The 4,311-nt window shown below is 61.9% G+C and carries 4 protein-coding genes and 1 pseudogene; 3 read left to right on the plus strand and 2 right to left on the minus strand.

The window, feature by feature from the left end; all coding sequences use genetic code 11:
* Positions 1–151: 151 nt before the first annotated feature.
* Together VGO12_RS02490 and VGO12_RS02495 are read right to left on the minus strand one after the other, a co-directional pair.
* Positions 152–787, minus strand: coding sequence for a LysE family translocator (locus tag VGO12_RS02490; protein WP_327511165.1), 636 nt, complete (start codon positions 785–787; stop codon positions 152–154).
* Positions 788–928: 141 nt separating this feature from the next.
* Positions 929–2,146, minus strand: a complete 1,218-nt coding sequence (locus VGO12_RS02495) for a pyrophosphate--fructose-6-phosphate 1-phosphotransferase (protein ID WP_327511166.1) — start codon at positions 2,144–2,146, stop codon at positions 929–931.
* A 382-nt stretch (positions 2,147–2,528) separates the two neighbouring features.
* On the opposite strand from VGO12_RS02495, the gene VGO12_RS02500 reads away from it, so the two are divergent.
* The 3 genes and pseudogenes from VGO12_RS02500 to VGO12_RS02510 form a co-directional block, all read left to right on the plus strand.
* The gene (locus VGO12_RS02500; RefSeq protein ID WP_327511167.1) at positions 2,529–3,236 is read left to right on the plus strand and encodes a DnaJ family molecular chaperone; all 708 of its coding nucleotides are present in this window, start codon (positions 2,529–2,531) and stop codon (positions 3,234–3,236) included.
* The gene (locus tag VGO12_RS02505) at positions 3,233–3,997 is read left to right on the plus strand and encodes an N-acetylmuramoyl-L-alanine amidase (protein ID WP_327511168.1); all 765 of its coding nucleotides are present in this window, start codon (positions 3,233–3,235) and stop codon (positions 3,995–3,997) included. The genes VGO12_RS02500 and VGO12_RS02505 overlap by 4 nt, the downstream gene beginning before the upstream one ends.
* 224 nt (positions 3,998–4,221) lie before the next feature.
* Positions 4,222–4,311 (plus strand): annotated as a pseudogene (locus VGO12_RS02510) (lytic transglycosylase domain-containing protein); the annotation flags it as partial.

The raw sequence follows: 4,311 nt of genomic DNA on the forward strand, positions 1-4,311 counted from the left end.
GTCTGTTTGGAAAGGGAAATACGGTACTTCGCCATTCTGTCACTTTCGTGCTTCTGGGCCCCGTAGCCCCTGCAAATCAGCGGTTGCCAGCCGCCAAGCGTGAATCTCCATTAACCTATGCGGCAGGCGGCGGCAAGCGCGGGGGTGCATTTCACGCCGTGGCGCGCTTCATCGTCGCCGTCAGAAGCCCTGCGCCGATGAGCATGGAACCGCCGGCACGATTGACGATGCGCCGGATATTCGGCTTGGAAATCGTGCTGCGGGCGGCGGTCGCAAGCGCTGCGTAAAGGCTGGCGTTGAGGATCGCGAGCGTCAGGAAAGTCAGCTCGAAGATCGCCATCTGGGCAAAGAGCGGCTGGCCGAGATCGAGGAACTGCGGCAGGAACGCGACGAAGAAGACGATGCTCTTCGGGTTGAGGGCCGTCACCGCATAGGTGTGAAAGAAGATGCGCAGCGGGCGTTCGCCAGCGGTCGCTTCGACGTCCGCGTCGCCACCGGCGGAAACCGGCGCGCGCCAGAGCTTGATGCCGAGCCAGATGAGGTAGGCGGCACCCACCCATTTGAGAACCGTGAAGATCGCTGCCGAGGTTGCAAGCAGCGCGCCAAGGCCGAGCATGGACGCGGTCATGGCGGTGAAATCACCGAGCGCCACGCCGGCGACGGTTGCGCCAGCGGTCTTGCGACCATGGCCGAGCGCATAGGAAATGACGAGAAGAATGGTGGGGCCGGGAATGGCGAGCAGCACGGCTGACGCTGCGGCAAAGGCTAACCAATGTTCAAAAGACATGAAAAGGCTCCGCGTTGAGGTGGTTCTCGGCAATGAATTTTCCGAGCCAGCCATGGAAACGCGGAGCCGTCAATCGTCGGTCATGCACTTTTGGCGCGAGGCATGGGAACGGCCGTTTTGCGATGGCCGTTCCCAGTGATGTCAGTGCTTCTGGGCCTTCCACTTCTGGCCGATGACGTCCATGACTTCGCCGAACCACTTGGTCGAGGTATCGAAGTGTTTGCCGCCCTTGATCCGCGGAAACTCGATCGTGCGCAGCTTGCCGCCCTGGTCCTCGTCGTGGCCGGTAACGCCGGAGACCTTGGCGAGCGCGCTTTCGACCGCAAGGTCGACCATGCTCTGGATCAGGCGCAGGTCGTCGACGTTGGCCGGTGCGGAGCGGGCATAGTAACCGGACTTCTGCACCATCGAGCGCTCGGCGCCCAAAAGTGCCGCGAACTGCTTGGAGAACCAGTTGCCGACATTGATCGTGTCGATCTTCACGTGGCCGAAGGCGTCGCGCTTGATCGTTTCGCCGGCGGCTTCCCGTTCGGCGACGATCGCGTCGAGGCAGGCGCCTTCGCTGACGAACAGCGTGACGAATCCCGTGCGGTCCATAACCTGGCGCAGGCGCTCGGCCTCGCCCTGCAGGTCGAATTTCATCTCCGGCAGATAGAGGCCGTCGATGGTCTTCAGCTGCCGGTCCATCATGAAGCCGTCGACGAATTCCTTGTCGTCGGTCATCTGGATATAGGAGCGGGCGGTGGCCGCCGTCAGCCAGCCGCTATGGCGGCCCATGACTTCATGGACGACGAGCGTGCGGGGGGCTGCACTCTGTTCGTTGCTGACATTGTCGAAGAAGCGGGCGCCGTATTCGGCGGCGGTCCAGGCGCCGAGCGTCTGGCGGATCGGCACGACGTCGTTGTCGACGGTCTTCGGCAGGCCGACGACGGTCAGGTCGTAGCCGTTGGCGCCGAGATAGGCCGCAAGGTCGGCGGCCGTCGTGTTGGTGTCGTCGCCACCGATGGTGTGCAGGATCGAGATACCGTCCTTGGCAAGCCGCTCGGCGGCAACGCGCAGCGGGTTCTCGCCTTCCTTGACCAGGCCGCGCTTGACGCAATCGGCGGCATTGGTGAGCTTGACGCGGCTGTTGCCGATCGGCGAGCCGCCGTGGCGATGCAGGATATGGGCCTTCTCGCGCATGTCGCGGGTGATCTCGATGCTGTCTCCGAGCAGCACGCCCTGATAGCCGGAGCGATAGGCGACCAGCTCATACTCGGGTGCCACGTCCGAATAGCGCTCGATCAGGCCTCCAACGGCGGATGACAGGCAGGGTGCGAGCCCGCCCGCCGTCAGCATTGCGACTTTTTTCTTGGCCATGTTTCCTCCTCGGGATTTTGGCATGCGATGGCTGGGGCCTCCATAACGCAAATCAGATGGAAATTAAATGACGGGTCTGTGGATGTCCTGTCGGCTGACACCGTAAAAAGCGCGGCAGCTGGCGAATCTCCCGCGCATGGGGCGGCATTGCGCGGATTGCCGCAGCCCGGGTTTGCATGGCGTCCGACGCTTCTTTCCGTGCGAAAGCTGTTCCCGCGGGAACAGCGTCGGATCCCTTCGTTGTCGCAAGTTCCAATCGATGGATTGACAATAGTGAGGGGCCATCACAACTTCGTCATCCTCGTGGTTCGGACAGTCCCACCGCTTGCAATTTGCCACCACAATAGTCCATGCTATAAGCTGGAGAGACAGGGATTCTCGCATGTCATTCTGGGATAGCATCCTCAAGATCGTTACCGCCACCGGCAATGCGCTTGCGGGCGTGGTCGAGGCTGTGCGCACGCTGTTCGAGGGTGACCCGGAGACGCGCCGCAAGGTCGCCTTCTCCGTGGCGATGATCGCGCTTTCGGCCAAGATGGCCAAGGCAGACGGCATTGTCAGCGAGGCCGAGGTCGCCGCTTTCCGCGATATCTTCCAGTTTCCGCCCGACCAGGCGCCGAATGTGGCGCGCCTCTATAACCTCGCGCGCCAGGACGTCGCCGGCTACGAGGCCTATGCGGAGAAGATGGCGTCGCTGTGTTCGTCTTGCGAAAAGAACTGCCCAATCCTCGAGGATATCGTCGACGGCCTGTTCCACATCGCCAAGTCGGACGGCGCGGTGCATGAGCGCGAACTAGCCTTCCTGTTGCGCGTCGCCGAGATCTTCGACATGGACGAAGCCCATTTCGAGCGCATCATGGCGCGCCATGTGCATGGTGACGGCCGCGACCCCTATCAGGTGCTCGGCGTTTCGCGTAAGGATGATTTCAACGACATCCGCAAGCGCTACCGTGTGCTGGTTTCCGAAAACCACCCGGACATGCTGGTCGCGCGCGGCGTCCCACAAGAATTCCACGCGATCGCCAATGATCGCATGGCGGCGCTCAACGCCGCCTACGAGGCGATCGAGAAAGAACGCCGAGCTGCATGACCTCGAAATACTGCGACTATCCGGGTGCCCGCTTCATGCCGTCGCCGAATTTCGGTGACCGCGCCGACAGCCGCGCCCCGGATATGATCGTGCTGCATTATACCGGGATGCCGACGGGGGCTTCGGCGCTCGAATGGCTGTGCCGCGAGGAGAGCCAGGTTTCGAGCCACTATTTCGTGCATGAGGACGGACGCGTCGACCAGCTGGTGCCGGAGGTGCTGCGCGCCTGGCATGCGGGGAAAAGCTTCTGGAAGGGCGAGACCGACATCAATTCCTGCTCGATCGGCATCGAGATCGCCAATCCGGGCCACCCGGGCGGGCTTCCGGACTTTCCGGAAAAGCAGATCCAGGCGGTCGTCGAATTGTGTCTGGACTGTGGCCAGCGCTGGTCGATTGCCCCTGAACGCGTGCTTGCGCACAGCGATATCGCCCCCATCCGCAAGGTCGATCCGGGAGAAAAATTTCCCTGGCACGTGCTTCACCGTCAAGGGGTCGGGCACTGGGTGGAACCGGCTCAGATCGGCGGTGGTCGCTTCTTTCAGCGCGGCGACCGCGGCCAGCCGGTCGAAGCCATCCAGTCGATGTTGTCGCTCTACGGCTACGGCATTGATGTGAATGGCGATTTCTGCGAAAAAACCGAGGGCGCCGTTGCTGCGTTCCAGCGGCATTTCCGGCAACAGAGGGTGGACGGCATCGCCGACATTTCAACCCTCGATACGCTGCATCGCCTGCTCTCCGGGCTGCCGCAGTTCATCGCCTGACGCGGAAGATTTTTCCTCCGATACCGGCTTCCCCGGGGCGTTCTTTGCGCATTTTTTTAGCTTTGCCACATGTTTACCATGATGCGCCGTTCATTTCCCGAGCATTGGAACTGCAGGAGCACAAGGGCGCAAGGCTCACTTCCTGTGAATGAAACGATCGGGAAGTGAGGCTGCGAAGCGGGGTGCGCTTCGCTCCATTCCCCAGACCGGAGAATTCAAACTACATGAGAATTTCGTCTGTTGCTGCGGTGGCGGCATGCCTTGGCATGTTCTTCGCCGGGATGGGTACGTCGTATGCGGGGAATGTCGACAGG

The sequence above is a fragment of the Ensifer sp. genome, from assembly GCF_035999135.1.
In the GTDB taxonomy this organism is placed as follows: domain Bacteria; phylum Pseudomonadota; class Alphaproteobacteria; order Rhizobiales; family Rhizobiaceae; genus Ensifer.

Coding starts and splice junctions, on each gene's coding strand:
- VGO12_RS02505 (WP_327511168.1), top strand. CDS start 3,233: ATGACCTCGAAATACTGCGACTATCCGGGTGCCCGCTTCATGCCGTCG.
- VGO12_RS02490 (WP_327511165.1), bottom strand. CDS start 787: ATGTCTTTTGAACATTGGTTAGCCTTTGCCGCAGCGTCAGCCGTGCTG.
- VGO12_RS02495 (WP_327511166.1), bottom strand. CDS start 2,146: ATGGCCAAGAAAAAAGTCGCAATGCTGACGGCGGGCGGGCTCGCACCC.
- VGO12_RS02500 (WP_327511167.1), top strand. CDS start 2,529: ATGTCATTCTGGGATAGCATCCTCAAGATCGTTACCGCCACCGGCAAT.